General features: G+C 64.2%; 16 protein-coding genes. 10 read left to right on the top strand and 6 right to left on the bottom strand.

Annotated features, from left to right (window positions below; translation table 11 throughout):
- Positions 1-3 precede the first annotated feature (3 nt).
- The 6 genes from sucD (at position 4) to tfpZ (ending at position 5,281) form a co-directional block, all read left to right on the top strand.
- Positions 4-900, top strand: a complete 897-nt coding sequence (sucD, locus tag ASF94_RS17210; protein WP_056669228.1) for a succinate--CoA ligase subunit alpha — start codon at positions 4-6, stop codon at positions 898-900.
- A gap of 196 nt (positions 901-1,096) precedes the next feature.
- Positions 1,097-1,792: a TerC family protein gene (locus ASF94_RS17205; RefSeq protein WP_056669226.1), complete on the top strand. Its 696-nt coding sequence runs from the start codon at positions 1,097-1,099 to the stop codon at positions 1,790-1,792.
- Between the two features lie 281 nt (positions 1,793-2,073).
- On the top strand, positions 2,074-2,913 hold the full coding sequence (locus ASF94_RS17200) for a Stp1/IreP family PP2C-type Ser/Thr phosphatase (protein ID WP_056669223.1): 840 nt from the start codon (positions 2,074-2,076) through the stop codon (positions 2,911-2,913).
- 76 nt (positions 2,914-2,989) lie between these two features.
- A complete protein-coding gene (locus ASF94_RS17195) occupies positions 2,990-3,676 on the top strand; it encodes an FHA domain-containing protein (RefSeq protein WP_056669222.1) in 687 nt (228 codons plus the stop codon).
- Positions 3,677-3,873: 197 nt separating this feature from the next.
- Positions 3,874-4,428 (top strand): pilin, encoded by a 555-nt coding sequence (locus ASF94_RS20970; protein ID WP_082493383.1) that lies wholly within the window; start codon positions 3,874-3,876, stop codon positions 4,426-4,428.
- The gene (tfpZ, locus tag ASF94_RS21940) at positions 4,331-5,281 is read left to right on the top strand and encodes a TfpX/TfpZ family type IV pilin accessory protein (RefSeq protein WP_304439549.1); all 951 of its coding nucleotides are present in this window, start codon (positions 4,331-4,333) and stop codon (positions 5,279-5,281) included. The genes ASF94_RS20970 and tfpZ overlap by 98 nt, the downstream gene beginning before the upstream one ends.
- A gap of 4 nt (positions 5,282-5,285) precedes the next feature.
- On the opposite strand, the gene moaC is transcribed toward tfpZ, so the two are convergent.
- Positions 5,286-5,798, bottom strand: coding sequence for a cyclic pyranopterin monophosphate synthase MoaC (moaC, locus tag ASF94_RS20965; RefSeq protein WP_082493382.1), 513 nt, complete (start codon positions 5,796-5,798; stop codon positions 5,286-5,288).
- Positions 5,799-5,909: 111 nt separating this feature from the next.
- Between moaC and ASF94_RS17190 the strand changes: the two genes are divergently transcribed.
- On the top strand, positions 5,910-7,556 hold the full coding sequence (locus ASF94_RS17190) for a M48 family metalloprotease (protein ID WP_056669220.1): 1,647 nt from the start codon (positions 5,910-5,912) through the stop codon (positions 7,554-7,556).
- A gap of 133 nt (positions 7,557-7,689) precedes the next feature.
- Here ASF94_RS17190 and ASF94_RS17185 read toward each other — a convergent pair whose 3' ends face one another.
- The 3 genes from ASF94_RS17185 to ASF94_RS17175 all read right to left on the bottom strand — a co-directional run bounded on the left by ASF94_RS17185 (position 7,690) and on the right by ASF94_RS17175 (position 9,769).
- Positions 7,690-8,046, bottom strand: coding sequence for a phage holin family protein (locus tag ASF94_RS17185; RefSeq protein WP_056669218.1), 357 nt, complete (start codon positions 8,044-8,046; stop codon positions 7,690-7,692).
- Between the two features lie 281 nt (positions 8,047-8,327).
- On the bottom strand, positions 8,328-8,828 hold the full coding sequence (locus tag ASF94_RS17180; protein ID WP_056669216.1) for a hypothetical protein: 501 nt from the start codon (positions 8,826-8,828) through the stop codon (positions 8,328-8,330).
- Between the two features lie 182 nt (positions 8,829-9,010).
- Positions 9,011-9,769 carry a TerC family protein gene (locus ASF94_RS17175; protein WP_056669214.1) on the bottom strand — a complete coding sequence of 253 codons (759 nt, stop codon included), beginning with the start codon at positions 9,767-9,769 and terminating at the stop codon, positions 9,011-9,013.
- A gap of 582 nt (positions 9,770-10,351) precedes the next feature.
- On the opposite strand from ASF94_RS17175, the gene ASF94_RS17170 reads away from it, so the two are divergent.
- Positions 10,352-10,861, top strand: coding sequence for a DUF3717 domain-containing protein (locus ASF94_RS17170; RefSeq protein WP_082493381.1), 510 nt, complete (start codon positions 10,352-10,354; stop codon positions 10,859-10,861).
- 80 nt (positions 10,862-10,941) lie between these two features.
- The gene (locus ASF94_RS17165; protein WP_056669212.1) at positions 10,942-11,244 is read left to right on the top strand and encodes a putative signal transducing protein; all 303 of its coding nucleotides are present in this window, start codon (positions 10,942-10,944) and stop codon (positions 11,242-11,244) included.
- 149 nt (positions 11,245-11,393) lie between these two features.
- Here the strand turns inward: ASF94_RS17165 and ASF94_RS17160 are convergent, their stop codons facing one another.
- Together ASF94_RS17160 and purB are read right to left on the bottom strand one after the other, a co-directional pair.
- The gene (locus ASF94_RS17160) at positions 11,394-11,954 is read right to left on the bottom strand and encodes a YaeQ family protein (RefSeq protein WP_056669211.1); all 561 of its coding nucleotides are present in this window, start codon (positions 11,952-11,954) and stop codon (positions 11,394-11,396) included.
- A 117-nt stretch (positions 11,955-12,071) separates the two neighbouring features.
- Entirely contained in the window at positions 12,072-13,451 is a 1,380-nt protein-coding gene (gene purB / locus ASF94_RS17155; RefSeq protein WP_056669210.1) for an adenylosuccinate lyase, read from the bottom strand.
- Positions 13,452-13,605: 154 nt separating this feature from the next.
- Here purB and ASF94_RS17150 point away from each other — a divergent pair, with 154 nt between their 5' ends.
- Complete coding sequence (locus ASF94_RS17150) at positions 13,606-14,220, top strand: glutathione S-transferase N-terminal domain-containing protein (RefSeq protein ID WP_056669209.1); 615 nt, start codon at positions 13,606-13,608, stop codon at positions 14,218-14,220.
- Positions 14,221-14,243 lie beyond the last annotated feature (23 nt).

The following is a 14,243-nucleotide window of genomic DNA, read 5'->3' as shown; positions in this document are numbered from 1 at the left end:
ATCATGTCGATCTACATCAACAAAGACACCAAGGTCATCACCCAGGGCATCACGGGCAAGACGGGCCAGTTCCACACCGAAAAGTGCCAGGAATACGCGAACGGCAAGAACTGCTTCGTGGCCGGCGTGAACCCGAAGAAGGCCGGCGAGTCGATCTTCAACATCCCGATCTACGCCTCCGTCAAGGAAGCCGCTTCGCAGACCGGCGCCACCGTGTCGGTGATCTACGTGCCGCCCGCAGGCGCTGCCGCCGCCATCTGGGAAGCGGTCGAAGCCGACCTGGACATGGCCATCTGCATCACCGAAGGCATTCCTGTTCGCGACATGCTCGAAGTGCGCAACAAGATGAAGGCCAAGGAAGCCGCCGGCGGCAAGAAGACCCTGCTGCTGGGCCCCAACTGCCCCGGCCTGATCACGCCTGACGAAATCAAGATCGGCATCATGCCCGGTCACATCCACCGCAAGGGCCGCATTGGCGTCGTGTCCCGTTCGGGCACGCTGACGTACGAAGCCGTCGCCATGTTGACCGAGGTCGGCCTGGGTCAGTCGAGCGCCGTGGGCATTGGTGGCGACCCCATCAACGGCCTGAAGCACATCGACGTGATGAAGGCGTTCAACGACGACCCGGACACCGACGCCGTCATCATGATCGGCGAAATCGGTGGCCCGGACGAGGCCGAAGCCGCCCAATGGTGCAAGGCCAACATGAAGAAGCCGATCGTCGGCTTCATCGCTGGCGTGACCGCCCCTCCCGGCAAGCGCATGGGCCACGCCGGCGCGCTGATCTCCGGCGGTGCCGACACGGCCGATGCCAAGCTGGCCATCATGGAAGAGTCCGGCTTCATCATCACGCGCAACCCGTCGGAACTGGGCAAGCTGCTCAAGGCCCAGCTGAAGTAAGCCGCCTGCGCCGGCCTCCTGCCGGTGTGTGGAGTGACGGGCCCCGGAAGGGCCGTGACGTGGAGCGTGGCTGGCTACGCAAAACTACGCACGACCCGGCCCGTCGGCCTTGGCTACACTGTGCGCTCCCATAAGAGAAGCGCCCGAAACGCAGGTTTCGGGCGCTTCTTGCATTCATAACAGTGGAGCAATCGCCATGGAATTCGTGCATTCCGCCGACTTTTGGATCGGCCTGGTCAAGATCGTCTGGATCAACATCATCCTCTCGGGCGACAACGCCGTCGTCATTGCGCTGGCGGCCCGCTCGCTGCCACCCCACCAGCAAAAGAAAGCCATCGCCTGGGGTTCGGGTGCCGCAGTCTTCCTGCGCATCGTCCTGACCGTGGTCGCGGCCAAGCTGCTCGAGCTCTCCTTCCTGCAGATCATCGGTGGCTGCCTGTTGCTCTGGATCGGCTTCCAGCTGCTGACCGACAACGACGACGGCGAGGGCGAAGCCAAGCCCAATGGCGGACTGATGGCCGCCGTGCGTACCATCCTGATCGCCGACCTGGTGATGAGCCTGGACAACGTCATCGCGGTAGCCGCAGCGGCGCAGGGCAACATGGTCCTGCTGATCCTGGGCCTGGCCATCAGCATCCCGCTGGTGATCTTCGGCAGCACGCTGATGATCAAGCTGATGGAGCGCTTCCCCGTCATCATTCTGCTGGGCGCTGGCCTGATCGGCTGGGTGGGCGGCGAAACCATCGCCAACGACGCCGCGCTGCATGGCTACGCCATGGCCCACCCCTGGCTGCACTACGTGGCTGCCGCGCTGGGTGCGCTGCTGGTGGTCGGCGGCGGCAAGTGGATGCAGGCGCGGGCACATCGCCGGAACACGGCCGCGGCCGCCTGAGCGGCTCGTCCGGCCGCAACCGCGCGGACGGACGTCATTCATCAAGCCCGGTCCTGCGCGTTGTCGCGATACCGGGCCGGTTTTCGCTATGGGCTGCTGCTGCCGCCTACCCCCTCGTCTATGATGCGTGCGCGACGAACAAGGCACGATATGGCGGATTTCCACAACTCTTCAGCGGCACCGAAGCGGTCCACCCACCCCTCGCTTTCACTCGCCATCCGGTATCAGTCGGCCGGCATCGCTGCGTCTGTGAACCACGCGTTGGCGTGGCCGCAGCGCCCATGAAGCTTTCCGCCTGCGCTGGCCGGCTGGAGTACGAGTTCTCCGCCCTGTCTGACCGTGGCCGCGTGCGTGGCAACAATGAAGACGCCGTGGCCGTGCTGGAAGATCTGCGCGTTGCCGTCCTGGCGGACGGCATGGGGGGTTACAACGCTGGAGAGGTGGCCAGCAGCATGGCCACGGAAGTCATCTGCTCGGACATGACGGGCTGGCTGCGCGAAGCGGGCCCCGACGCCGCCGGCGCGGACCTCCGCCGCGCGCTGGAAACCGCCGTCACCAACGCCAATTACGCCATCCTGAGCGCCGCGCTGGCCCACGCCGAATACAGCGGCATGGGCACCACCCTCGTCGTGGGCGTGTTTCAGCATGAGCGGCTCATCCTGGGGCACATCGGCGACTCGCGCTGCTACCGGTGGCGCAGCGGCACACTGCAGCAGATCACCCGCGATCACTCCTGGCTGCAAGAGCAGATCGACGCCGGGCTGTTGTCGCCGGAGGAGGCCGCCGCCTCGGGCTACCGCAACCTGGTCACCCGGGCGCTGGGAGTGGACGCCACCGTGCAGGTCGAGATCAACGAATTTCCGGTCCAGTCCGATGACCTGTTCCTTTTCTGCTCGGACGGCCTGACCGACATGGTGGCGGACGCCGCCGTAGCCGACGTGCTGAGCATGCCGCTTGCTTTGCCCTTGAAAGCCGCCCGATTGGTCGAACTGGCCAACGAGATGGGTGGGCGGGACAACATCACCGTGCTGTTGGTCCAGAGCCGTGCCGCACCCGGCAGCGCACCGAAGAGCCGCAGCCTGTTGGCGCGGCTTTTCGGCAAAGGCAGGGCGGGCGAATGAAGCCACATCCTGCGCAAGGTGACTTAGAGCCCGCCAGCGCCCCCCACAGAGACATAACAACCAGGAGTAGTGGCCCATGCCCAAAATGATCGTCTCCATCGACGGCGTGGTGATCAAGGAAGTCCCACTGACCAAGGACCGCACCACGGTCGGCCGGCGCCCTTACAACGACGTCGTGATCGACAACCTGGCCATCAGCGGCGAACACGCCGCACTGCACATGCCCGTGCCCGGCGGCACCGTGGAAATCGAAGACCTGCAGAGCACCAACGGCACCTACGTCAACGGCCAGCCCATCCAGCGACTGCGCCTTCGCAACGGCGACGTGGTCGATCTGGGCAAGTACAAGATCCGCTTCGTCCACGAAGCAGAACCCGCCGACAACTTCGAGCGCACGATGGTGTTCCGGCCCGGCATGGTGCCGCCACGAGCGGAGTCCTCGCGCCCTGCGCCCCTGTCCGGCGCCATGCCGCTCAGCGCCACGCCCGCTCCCACGGCTTCCATCCGCGTGCTCACCGGCCCGGCTGCGGGCCGCGAGGTGGTACTGACCAAGGTGGTGACCACCATCGGCAAGCCAGGGGTGGCCGTGGCGTCCATCAACAAGCGGCATCACGAATTCATGCTGGTTCATGTGGAAGGCGAAAGCACGGCGCGGGTGAATGGGGTGGCGACGGGGGCGGAGGCCACGGCGCTGAGAGGCGGCGACCGCATCGAACTGGCAGGGACGGAGATGGAATTCCTGCTCGCTACGTCCACGATCTGACGAATTTGACAGCAAGCTCTTACAAAATTGTCGGGCTCTTCAGGCTGAGCGCTGTCATGTAACTTTTTGTTGACCTTTGCGGCTGTTTGTAGCCCTGAACAATGAATCAACGACCTGGCATGCAACCTGCTGATGATGTGCCGAACCTGGTGAATCTTCGGCAGGTTACTTTTGAAATTTGACTCTTGGAGAATTTTATGAAACGCAATCTGCACAAGGGTTTTACCCTGATCGAATTGATGATCGTTGTGGCGATCATTGGTATTTTGGCTGCTGTGGCACTGCCTGCTTATCAGGACTACACAGTTCGCGCTCGAGTGACGGAAGGACTTACCTTGGCTGGAGCGGCTAAGCTCGCTGTGACGGAGAACGCAGCGGCAGGCAATGCTTTTGGCTTGGGTTACACAGGCACCCCCGCCACCCGTAGCGTGAGCGCTAACGCGACGCTGCCTGCAACCATTGCCAGTCTGAATACTGCTACCACTGGTATTGCCATCTCGCAGGCTACCGGAGCGATCGCAGTCAACTATCTGACTAATGTCCAACCTGCTGCCTCCGCTCGCTTGTCTTTGGTTCCCACCTCTGGAGGAGCTGTTTTGGCAGGTACCGCTACCGCAAGTACCCCCCCGGCACAAACGATTCGTTGGGACTGCTATGCTGCAGGTGTCGCCTCCCGCACTGCAGCAGCGCTGCCTGCCGCACCTTTCGCTGCTACGCTGCCAGTACGTTTTGCTCCATCGGAATGCCGTTAAGTCACTAGTAACGATAAAAAGAGCGCCTCGGCGCTCTTTTTTTTGCCAACTTATCCCATCGAATGCTGTGTCAAAGAAAGATGTCCTAGCACCAAAAATAGAATTTGCTTGCAAGTGCGCGTTAGTGCATTTGGGATGCAGTCTGATTGTCTCCCTAATGGCTTGCGCTTTGGTTTTTTGGGGGTGGTATCCGACTCCTTGGTGGAAATTGCTTGGTGTCGAAAAAATATTTATCATGATGGTCGGGGTTGACCTAGTCTGCGGACCCCTGTTGACCTTGTTGATTGCCAAGCCCTCAAAAAGCAGACGTCAATTGCTTTGGGATTTGTTATTCATAGCTGTTGTGCAATTGTCCGCGCTCGCATATGGTGTCTGGTCGATGTACCAAGCCAGACCGGTTGCTTTGGTGTATGAAGTGGATCGATTTACCATCATTGCCGCAAACGAAATTCAAAAAGATTTGCTCGAGGCAGCCCCTGCAGGCCTGCGGAAAATTCCAAACTTTGGTGTTAGTGTCTTGAGTCTTCGGGCGGCAAGAACTGCGGAAGAATATTTGTCTAGTATCCAGCTATCCATTCAAGGGGTTACGCAGGCTATGCGGCCGAATTGGTGGACTCGTTATGATGAATCTGCAAAAGCTTCAGCTATGACTAGGGCTAAACCTATTGAGGGATTGATTAATTCTAACGAAAAAAATAAGCGACTCGTCGAAGAGCGATTGGAACTAAATCGCGATGCTCAAGGTGATTTTTTTTATCTGCCTCTAACCTCAACTAAGAAACATGGTTGGGCTGTGATATTAAATGCGAAAGGGGAAATTATAGAATACGTCGAAATCGATGGTTTTGAGTGATTTGCTATGCTGAACAATCAGACGCAATGTCGGACTTGCCGCCAACTTTCCTTTCTACCAAAATTTCTTGAATTTTCATTTTTCTATCGGCCGCTTTGCACATATCATAAATTGTGAGTAAGGCTACTTGAACGGCCATCAGAGCTTCCATTTCAACACCGGTTGGCCCGAAGGTCTCGACGGTGGCCGTGCATGCAATACCTGTGGTTGACCGTTCGGTAGAAAAGAAATCTTCGAAATCAATTGCTATTCGAGTCAGCATCAGTGGATGGCATAGAGGAATCAAATCGCTTGTTTTTTTTGCCGCCATCACTCCCGCGACTCGGGCAATACCCAATACATCACCCTTTTTGGTCGTCCCGCCCTTGATCAAATCCAGAGTCTTTTTATTCATCTCAATTCGTCCGGATGCTAATGCAATGCGATGCGTTGAGGTCTTGCTGCCCACATTCACCATGTGCGCCTGACCGTGAGAGTCAAAGTGAGTAAGGGGGGATGAAGCGGGGGAGTGGCTCATGATTTGAGGGGCGCGCGTGGTCAGCCAGTGGGCAGAAAACAATGCATCATACGGCGATCCATGTGCGCCCGAGTACAGTACCAACACGGCGGCGTTTATTGGAGATGTTTCATGGTCTTAGTTCAAAGATGGGTTTGGCCGCTGTGGCGGCGAGCGCTTCTTGCTGCGGCTGTGATCGGGCCGCTCTGGCTAGTCCCGGCTGCCGCCTCCCATGCCCAACGCAGCCTACCCTCCATGGGCGACGGCGCCGACATGACAACCAGCGACGAGCGCCGCCTCGGCGATCGGATCATCCGCGAGTTGTACCGTGACCCGGACTACATCGACGACCCCATCCTGAACGAATACGTGCAGACGCTTTTTCAGCAGCTGCTGAAGGCGGCGCGCGAGCGGGGTGAGCTGTCGCAGGAGCTGGAGGAGCGCTTTGCCTGGGAGGTGCTGCTGGGCCGCGACCGTACGGTGAATGCTTTCGCACTGCCCGGTGGCTATTTCGGCGTGCATCTGGGGTTGGTCGGCGTGGTGAGTACGCGGGACGAGTTGGCCTCGGTGCTGGCGCACGAGTTGAGCCACGTCACCCAGCGCCATATTTCCCGCCTGATCGCGCAGCAGAACCGGCAGACGCCGTTGATGCTGGGGGCTCTGGTGCTGGGCGCGTTGGCGGCCAGCAAGAACCCCGAGGCGGCGCAGGCGATGATGGTGGGTGGGCAGGCGCTGGCCGTCCAGAACCAGTTGAATTTCTCCCGTGACATGGAGCGTGAGGCCGATCGGGTCGGCTACGGACTGATGGCGCCCGCCGGTTTTGCGCCGCAGGGCTTCGTCAGCATGTTCGACAAGCTGCAGCAGGCCAACCGCATCAACGACAACGGCAGCTGGCCGTATCTGCGCAGCCACCCGCTGACGAGCCAGCGCATTGCCGACATGCATTCCCGCATTCCCCCAGGGGCGCAGGCCGCGCCACCGCCCACGCTGGAGCACGCCATGATGGCGGCGCGCGCCCGGGTGCTGATGCGACCCGGCGTGGACGCCTGGCGCCAGTGGGAGGCCGAGCCGCGCAGCGCGGGTTTCGCCGCCCGCCCCGTGGCGCAGCGGGCGGCCGGCTGGTACGCGGCCGTGCTGAGCGCCGTGCAGTTGCAGGACGTGGCTCAGGCCCGCGATGGACTGAAGGGGCTGGACGAGGCCGTGCAGAGCGATGCGCCGGCCATGCGGCAGGCCCGGTTGCTGGCCGCCGAAGTGGACATGGCAGCGGGCGATGCGCCAGCGGCGGCACTGCGGCTCGCGCCCCGGCCTGTGACTGCGGCGGCATCGCGCACCGCGCTGACGGCGGCCGACTTGGGTCTGGGTGACTCGGCGCCTGTGGCGTCGGGCGCCCGCCAGTCCAGGGACCAGAACGCGGCGCCGGGCGGCACGGGTCGGCCGGAACTGGTGCTCCGCACGCAGGCGCTGCTGCGCACGGGGGCCTCGGCCGAAATGACCGGGCCACTGCAGAACTGGGTCGCGTCGCACCCGCGCGACGCGGGCATCTGGCAATTGCTGGCTGGGGTGTGGCAGCAGCAGGGGCAGTCGCTGCGTGCTGTGCGCGCCGAGGCGGAGGCCCAGGCCGCGCGTTATGACTATGCGGCGGCGGTGGACCGCTTCAAGGCCGGGCAGGATCTGTCACGCAAAAGCGCCGCTGCGGCCGATTACATCGAAGCGTCGATCATCGACACGCGCTTGCGGGACATGCAGGCCAAGCTCAAGGAGCAGGCGGCGGAGCGCTGACGGCGTCAGGCGGCCTGGGGCGCGGGCCTGAACTGACCGGGTCGGACGCCCGGCGCCAAAACACTGTGCAGCCCAGACGGCAGCCCGCAGTCAGTACGGAGCTGTACCGGGCACCGCATTCATTCCCAGGGATTCACTTCTTGGCGAACAGCCCGCCCAGGGCTGCCTCGATGACCAGCCCCAGCACCGAATAGATCAGCGAACCGATCAGCGCCGCCGTGAAGCCGCGCACCTGGAAGGCGTCGCCCAGCACGCTGGCCGCTGCCCAGAACATCAGCGCGTTGATGATGAAGAGGAAAAGCCCCACGGTGAGGATCGTGACCGGCAGGGTCAGCACCACCAGGATCGGCCGCAGCACCACGTTGAAGAGGCCGATGACGAAGGCCGCCCCCAGCGCTGCGGGGAAGCTGCGCACTTCCACGCCGCTGTAGATGTAGGCCACACACAGGAGGGCGACTGCGCTCAGCAGCCATTTGAAAAGCAGTTTCATGCGCGAAAGGATAGCAGCCGGCGGCGCCAAGCGGCTGGTCAGCGGCAAGCGCAAAAAACGACGGCCGGACCGGTCTGTCAGCCTGTCGGCCTATCGGCACGTCGGGTTGCCGCTGGATGGGTCGAAAGACTTCAGTTCGCTCGCTCGGACAAAGATGAACCGATGCGACTCGGGCCCCTAAGCCCATGAACGTAGCCGTAGACGTGGACGTGGACGTGACGCCAACGTGTGCGTGAAGCGAAGCAGGCGTCGCCAGGGGGGGGCGCCCCTTTCTATGCCGCTTACTCGGCCACCAGGAACAGCATGGCCGCGATGCTCGCCAGCGAGCCGGGCAGCGACCAGTTGCGCGAGGGCTTCTTGGTCACGATGACGGACACCGGTGCGGCGGCGGCGGGCGCAGCCACGGGTACGGCAGCCTCCTGCTTGGGGCGGCGTGCATCCATCACCTGCGTTCCGGTGCCGTGCTCGGCCAGCAGCTGCGTCAGCAGTTCCGGCAGCGGGCCCTTGGCCAGCACGGTAGACACCGTGTGCTGGCTGCTTCCCGCGCGCAGCCAGGGCACGACCTGCGCGAACAGCTTGTCGGCCCACTTGGCGCGCCAGTTCTCGCGGGCGCTGTGGCTCACCCACTTGCTGATGCGGTGCGTCATGCGCGGCGCGCAGGCCACCAGGATCCAGTGCGTGCTGCCAGCGGCGCCGCCGTCCCCCGCCTGCCGGGCGGACACGGGCCCGAGGATGTGCTGCGCATGCGTTGCGTCGTCCACGTACACGATGATCTTGTTCATGGGGAAGTCCTCAATAAGCAGCCGAAAAGACAGACAGACAGACACACAGGCGGAAAGGCGGCGCATTGGCAAGCCGCGGGAGCGTGGGTAGGTGGGCGGCACGCACACCGCCCACGCCAGGTGGGAGCGCCGTGCGGCCGCAGGGTTCCCCGTGGGCCGCATGGTTCCGCTCCTTGCCGGGGTCAGTGGCCGCCAGCCACGCCGGCCTTGACGCGGCGGGCAGCAATCAGCTTGCCGATGACCAGCACCAGCAGGGCGCCGGCGATGTGGGCCGTCCAGTAGAGCGTGTCGGAGATCACGGCCATGCCCTGCGCGTCCAGGGTGCCCCACTTGGGCGCCCAGGTCCAGCGGTCGGGGTTGGTGAAGGCCGGGTCGGTGACCAGCATGCCGCCAGCGATCCAGCCCAGCAGCATGCCGCCGATGGTGATGATCATGGGGAATTTCTCCATCAGCTTGATGACCAGCTGGCTGCCCCAGACGATGATCGGAATGGAGATCAAGAGGCCCAGCACCACCAGCAGCAGCGAATGCTCGCCCGCGTTCTGGGCGGCGCCGGCAATGGCGATCACGTTGTCCACGCTCATCACCAGGTCGGCCACGATGATGGTTTTGATGGCGGCAAAGAGCTTGTCGCTGCCCGCCACGTCGCCGTGGGCTTCCTCGTCGGGGGCCAGCAATTTCACGCCGATCCAGATCAGCAAAATGGCGCCGACGAACTTGAGGAACGGCAGGTTCAGCAGCGTCATCGCGAAAGCGATCAGCACCACCCGCAGCACGATGGCACCCGCCGTGCCCCAGATGATGCCCTTGGTGCGCTGCGCGGCCGGCAGCTTGCGGCAGGCCAGCGCGATCACCACCGCGTTGTCGCCACCCAGCAGGATGTCGATGATGATGATCTGACCGAGCGCCACCCAGAACTCGGGCGATGTCAAGAAGTCCATAAATTCCCTCAAACGTCGTGTAAAAAACCGAAACGAAAAGGAAGGACTCGCCGCCCCTGCGGCGTCGAGCCCTGCCGAAGATCAGGACCGCCTTGCGGCGTTCCATGGGCAACGGGGACTTCGATCAGGCAGGCCGCCCGCGGTGGCGCGGTGCGTCGAAGAGGGAGGTCGGCCTTGATCAGCCCCCATGGGGCCCATCAAAGGTCTTGCTCGGCAGGGCATGCGCGCGGCTGGAAGCACCAGACAGGCTGCACACCCGACCCGGCCTGCCGGAAGCTGAGCGCTTCGTACTGACGACAGGACCGAATACCAGGCCAGTGGCGGCCCGTGCAGGCCAGAAACCGGATGGTGGGGAGCTACTCCCCTTCGAAGCCCGCATTGGAACACAGCCTTTTACATGGCGGCAAGCAGCGTCCGCCCCGGGGTTGCCCTGAGATGGGAAGCAAAAGACCGCTATGGCGCGCGTCGTTGCAGGCTGGCGCGCTATCAAAATAAAAGCGGCTTCGTGGTCGAGGCCGCCCGGGCCGGCCCAGGCGGTGCGCCCCGGGCCGACGGTATGATCGGCCCCCCTTGCGCGCACCCATGGCCTTTTCCCCCTCGCTCCCTTCGCCCCCTTCGTCCGCCTTGTCCACCTCGTCCTCAGTCGCGCCGGCGCGCCTGCACATCACCGATGTGGAAGCCGCCATCAACTACTGGCGCGCCCGGCGCCCGCCCGCGCATGCCGAGGGGGCCGCGCTGTGCCCGGAGCTCCTGGCCCTGGCCGAGGTCTACGCGCTCATGGTCTACCGGCACCAGGAAGAAGTGGACGACGGCGCTCTCACGCCTGCTGCACGGCAGGCCTGGCTGCACTGGTACGACACCACGCCCGATACACCCTGCATCGCCATCTGCTCGACCAGCCAGGGCGACGAGCAATGCAAGGGCTGTGGCCGCAGCTTCGCCGAGGTGCAGCACTGGCTGGGCATGACGCCCGTGGAAAAGCGCGTGGTCTGGCGGCGGATCACGCTGGAAGGGTCGGCATGGCGTTTCAATCGCTACGCGGAGCGGGCGGCGGAAAGCCGCTCGGGCACGGGTGGGGGTGGGAAGGGTTGACGCCCTCCGCCGCTTTACTCGGCAGCGGGCTGCGGCTATGGTGAACTGATCCTTCTTCCAGCCCGTTCCAAGAGCTTCGCATGCAGCGCCTGACCACGGCACCGAACATCGCCATCGCCACGCTGTGGAGTGATCTGCTGCGCGAGGCCGGCATGCCTGCGTCCGTCCAGCGCCAGTACCTGGGCGCTGCCGCCGGGCACCTGCCGCCCAGCGAATGCCTGCCCGAGATCTGGCTGGAACACGGCGAACACGCCGAGCGCGCCCGCCAGTTGCTGCAGGCGTTGCAGGACCTGCCACAGCGGCACTGGCGATGCGTCTGCGGCGAAGAGGTGGAAGGCGGATTCGAGCAGTGCTGGCACTGCGGCACGCTGATGCCGAACTGATTTGCTATTCTTTTGATAGCAATTAGCCCTGATGAATCAAGCGCTTGAAGGCAAAAAGGCTTGAAACATGGAGGCTGTAGGGCGGAAGGCCGCACATCCGAGCGCCGTCCGCCGGCACGCCGCAGCCCCGCCCGCCGGCCCCGGCCCGCTCACTTCCAGCGCACCGGCTCCACATGCACGCTGCCCTGCGTGCTGCTCAGCGTCAGGGCGCCTTCCTGCACCGTCGCCTGCAGCTGCATGCTGCGTTCCGCCAGCGTGGCCAGTTCCTGCGAGGCTTCGGCGGGAATGCGCCAGACCTGCAGCTTGTCCTGCCGCGTCAGCTTGTTCTGGATGCCTTTCCACCAGACCTCGGCGGCATGGTGGAAGCAGTAGACCAGCACCGCATCGGCCTTCGACGACGCCTTGGCGAGCGGCTTGTCTTCCGGCTGCCCGACCTCGATCCAGAGGCGCTTGCGGCCGGTGAAGTCGGTGATCGACACATCCGGGTCTTCCGGGTCCGAGAGACCCGCGCCGAAGGCCAGCGTGCCGTCGCCCTGGCACACGGCCTGCAGCTGCCAGGCGTTCAGCGCCAGGGCGGCCAGGCGCACCATCATGCGTTCGTCGGTCTCGCTGGGGTGGCGCGCCAGCGTCAGCGCGTGATCGGCGTAGTAGCCGTGGTCGATGTCGGCGATCGCGAGGTTCGCCTTGAAGATGGTGGACTTGATGGCCATGGGGGCGAATCACTCACAAAATGATAGCTGCCAGCGCCCGAATACCAAGCGCTGGCAGCCGATTTGGCTGGAAAGAAGATCCGCGCCCCGGCGGCGCGGTGGCACGGGGAGCGCGCGTCAGACCCGGCGCGCCAGCTCCGCCGCCTTGCCGGTGTAGCTGCCGGGCGTCATGGCCAGCAGGCGGTCCTTGTCGGCCTGGGGAATCTCCAGGCCGTTGATCAGCGCGTGCAGCGCCTCCGCCGTCACCACCTGGCCGCGCGTGACCTCCTTGAGCTTTTCGTACGCGCCCTGCACGCCATAGCGGCGCATGACGGTCTGGATCGGCTCGGCCAGCACTTCCCAGCTGGCGTCCAGGTCGGCGGCCAGCGCTTCCTGGTTCAGCTCGAGCTTGTTCAGGCCGGTCAGCAGCGACGTGTAGGCCAGCGCGGCATAGCCCATCGCCACGCCGATGTTGCGCAGCACCGTGCTGTCCGTCAAATCGCGCTGCCAGCGGCTCACGGGCAGCTTCTCGGACAGGTGGCGCAGCAGGGCGTTGGCCAGGCCCAGGTTGCCCTCGGCGTTCTCGAAGTCGATCGGGTTGACCTTGTGCGGCATGGTGCTGGAGCCGATCTCGCCGGCCTTCAGGCGCTGCTTGAAGTAGCCCAGCGACACATAGCCCCAGATGTCGCGCGACAGGTCCACCAGGATGGTGTTGGCGCGGGCAATGGCGTCGAACAGCTCGGCCATGTAGTCGTGCGGCTCGATCTGGATGGAATACGGCTGGAAGGTGAGGCCCAGGCCCAGCGGCTCGGGCGTCTCGACGACCTTCTTGCTGAAGGCTTCCCAGTCGAAGTCGGGCCAGGCCGACAGGTGGGCGTTGTAGTTGCCCACGGCGCCGTTCATCTTGGCCATGATCTTCACGCCCGCGATGCGGTCCACGGCGGCCTGCAGGCGCACCACCACGTTGGCCAGCTCCTTGCCCACGGTGGTGGGGCTGGCCGTCTGGCCATGCGTGCGGCTCAGCATGGGCACGTCGGCGAAGGCATGGGCCATCTCGCGCAGCTTCAGCACCACGCGGTCCAGGCCGGGCAGGATCACCTGGTCGCGGCCCGAGCGCAGCTGCAGGCCGTGGCTGGTGTTGTTGATGTCTTCGCTGGTGCAGGCGAAATGCACGAACTCGGCAGCTTTTTCCAGCTCGGGCCGCGCCTCGAACTTGGACTTGATCCAGTATTCGACCGCCTTCACGTCGTGGTTGGTGGTCTTCTCGATGTCCTTGATGGCCTGCGAGTCGGCCTCGGAAAAGTTCTTCACCAGGCCCAGCAGGTAGGCGCGCGCGCCGGTGGTCAGCGGCTTGAACTGCTCGAAGCCGGCGTCCGACAGCGCGATGAACCAGGCCACCTCCACCTGCACCCGGCGGTGCATGTAGCCGTGCTCGCTCATGATCGGGCGCAGCTGGCTGAGTTTGGCGGCGTAACGGCCGTCGAGCGGCGAAAGGGCGGTGATGGTAGACAGGCTCATGGCGCGCAATTGTAGGGGCCGTCCGACAAGCGGCGCAGTGCGGCGGGCAAGCGACAGACGCCGCGGGCTGCAACCCCTAGAATCAGCGGCCGGCCTTCGCCGCGTCTCTCTTTCGCCTGTCCGGCACTCACCCCAGGCCCTCATCCTGCACCCCATGAAACTCATCGGATCCCATTCCAGTCCCTACGTGCGCAAGGTGCGCGTGGTGATGGCCGAAAAGAAGCTCGACTACCGCTTCATCGAGGAGAATGTGTGGGCGCCGGGCACCAGCATCGGCCAGTCCAACCCGCTGGGCAAGGTGCCCTGCCTGGTGATGGACGGCGGCGAAGCCGTGTTCGATTCGCGCGTGATCGTGGAATACCTCGACACCCTCTCGCCCGTGGGCCGGCTGATTCCCACCCAAGGCCGCGAGCGCGCCGAGGTCAAGACCTGGGAGGCCCTGGCCGACGGCGTCATGGACGCGGCCATCCTGGCGCGGCTCGAATCCATCTGGGACGGCCGTGCCGAGGGCGAGCGCAGCACCGCCTGGATCGACTACCAGCTGGGCAAGGTGCGCGCCGGCCTGCAATCCATGGCGCACGGCCTGGGCGACAAGCCTTTTTGCAGCGGCATCCACCTGAGCCTGTCGGACATTGCCGTGGGCTGTGCGCTCGGCTGGCTGGACTTCCGCTTTCCCCAGATCGACTGGCGCGGCGACCACCCGGCGCTGGCGCGCCTGCACGACAAGCTGGCACTGCGCCCGAGCTTCGCCGAAACCCTGCCGCGCTGACGCGTCGCTTCGGCGGCCCCAAC

It is taken from the genome of Acidovorax sp. Leaf160, from assembly GCF_001424265.1.
In the GTDB taxonomy this organism is placed as follows: Bacteria; Pseudomonadota; Gammaproteobacteria; order Burkholderiales; family Burkholderiaceae_C; genus Paracidovorax.
The sequence above is the reverse complement of the archived record's forward strand: the minus strand, read 5'-3'. Positions and strand labels throughout refer to the sequence as shown.

Excerpts from the sequence above, each read along its gene's own strand:
- sucD (WP_056669228.1), top strand. The coding sequence starts at position 4 with ATGTCGATCTACATCAACAAAGACACCAAGGTCATCACCCAGGGCATC.
- ASF94_RS17205 (WP_056669226.1), top strand. The coding sequence starts at position 1,097 with ATGGAATTCGTGCATTCCGCCGACTTTTGGATCGGCCTGGTCAAGATC.
- ASF94_RS17200 (WP_056669223.1), top strand. The coding sequence starts at position 2,074 with ATGAAGCTTTCCGCCTGCGCTGGCCGGCTGGAGTACGAGTTCTCCGCC.
- ASF94_RS17195 (WP_056669222.1), top strand. The coding sequence starts at position 2,990 with ATGCCCAAAATGATCGTCTCCATCGACGGCGTGGTGATCAAGGAAGTC.
- ASF94_RS20970 (WP_082493383.1), top strand. The coding sequence starts at position 3,874 with ATGAAACGCAATCTGCACAAGGGTTTTACCCTGATCGAATTGATGATC.
- tfpZ (WP_304439549.1), top strand. The coding sequence starts at position 4,331 with ATGCTGCAGGTGTCGCCTCCCGCACTGCAGCAGCGCTGCCTGCCGCAC.
- moaC (WP_082493382.1), bottom strand. The coding sequence starts at position 5,798 with ATGAGCCACTCCCCCGCTTCATCCCCCCTTACTCACTTTGACTCTCAC.
- ASF94_RS17190 (WP_056669220.1), top strand. The coding sequence starts at position 5,910 with ATGGTCTTAGTTCAAAGATGGGTTTGGCCGCTGTGGCGGCGAGCGCTT.
- ASF94_RS17185 (WP_056669218.1), bottom strand. The coding sequence starts at position 8,046 with ATGAAACTGCTTTTCAAATGGCTGCTGAGCGCAGTCGCCCTCCTGTGT.
- ASF94_RS17180 (WP_056669216.1), bottom strand. The coding sequence starts at position 8,828 with ATGAACAAGATCATCGTGTACGTGGACGACGCAACGCATGCGCAGCAC.
- ASF94_RS17175 (WP_056669214.1), bottom strand. The coding sequence starts at position 9,769 with ATGGACTTCTTGACATCGCCCGAGTTCTGGGTGGCGCTCGGTCAGATC.
- ASF94_RS17170 (WP_082493381.1), top strand. The coding sequence starts at position 10,352 with ATGGCCTTTTCCCCCTCGCTCCCTTCGCCCCCTTCGTCCGCCTTGTCC.
- ASF94_RS17165 (WP_056669212.1), top strand. The coding sequence starts at position 10,942 with ATGCAGCGCCTGACCACGGCACCGAACATCGCCATCGCCACGCTGTGG.
- ASF94_RS17160 (WP_056669211.1), bottom strand. The coding sequence starts at position 11,954 with ATGGCCATCAAGTCCACCATCTTCAAGGCGAACCTCGCGATCGCCGAC.
- purB (WP_056669210.1), bottom strand. The coding sequence starts at position 13,451 with ATGAGCCTGTCTACCATCACCGCCCTTTCGCCGCTCGACGGCCGTTAC.
- ASF94_RS17150 (WP_056669209.1), top strand. The coding sequence starts at position 13,606 with ATGAAACTCATCGGATCCCATTCCAGTCCCTACGTGCGCAAGGTGCGC.